The organism is Periweissella ghanensis, assembly GCF_918814755.1.
Classification (GTDB): Bacteria; Bacillota; Bacilli; order Lactobacillales; family Lactobacillaceae; genus Periweissella; species Periweissella ghanensis.
Genome location: NZ_CAKKNT010000062.1, coordinates 1 through 610, shown reverse-complemented (window position 1 = coordinate 610; position 610 = coordinate 1). Strand labels below are relative to the sequence as shown.

Here is a 610-nt window from a genome sequence, read left to right as displayed (position 1 = left end):
GAACATTTATATGGCACTTCATAACTTCACCAATTATGAAGTGTCCAACATGTCATTGCGTTATGAATAAGAATGGATTTAAAGCTGTTAGTATTCTCCATAATCATACTTCTGAACACGTTAATGTATTAAACATTAGAAAGCAAAAATACATTTGTCCAAAATGTAAAAAGACCTCTTTAGCTGCAGTTGAAGACGTTCGTCCCAACGATCATATCTCATTAGCTGTAAAGCGTGCCGTGGCTGTTGAATTGACTGAAACACTCACTGCTAAATATATTGCCAAGACTTATAACGTTTCTTTCAACAGCATTCAACGGGCAAGCAAACTCTGGTTTCAAACGAATCAACCACGATTTAGTTGGCTTCCTCAACATATCGCATTCGATGACTTTAAATCTGGTTCATTCGCTAAAGCGGGCATGAGTGTTATTGTTGTCGATATCTTAAGGCATCGGCTGTTAGATGTCATTAAAGACCGAACTAATATTGTTGGTTATTTTAGCCAATATAATATCGAAGCCCGTCGGGCCGTTAAGACAGTCACTGTTGATTTATTTACACCATATCGTAAGGCAATCCATGAACTGTTTCCTAACGCCGTAATTAT

1 protein-coding gene is annotated in these 610 nt (G+C 37.4%); it reads left to right on the top strand.

From position 1 onward, the window contains the following. Positions 1-62 precede the first annotated feature (62 nt). Positions 63-610: transposase (locus LQZ76_RS09995; RefSeq protein ID WP_230099545.1), on the top strand; the 548-nt coding region annotated here is incomplete at its 3' end.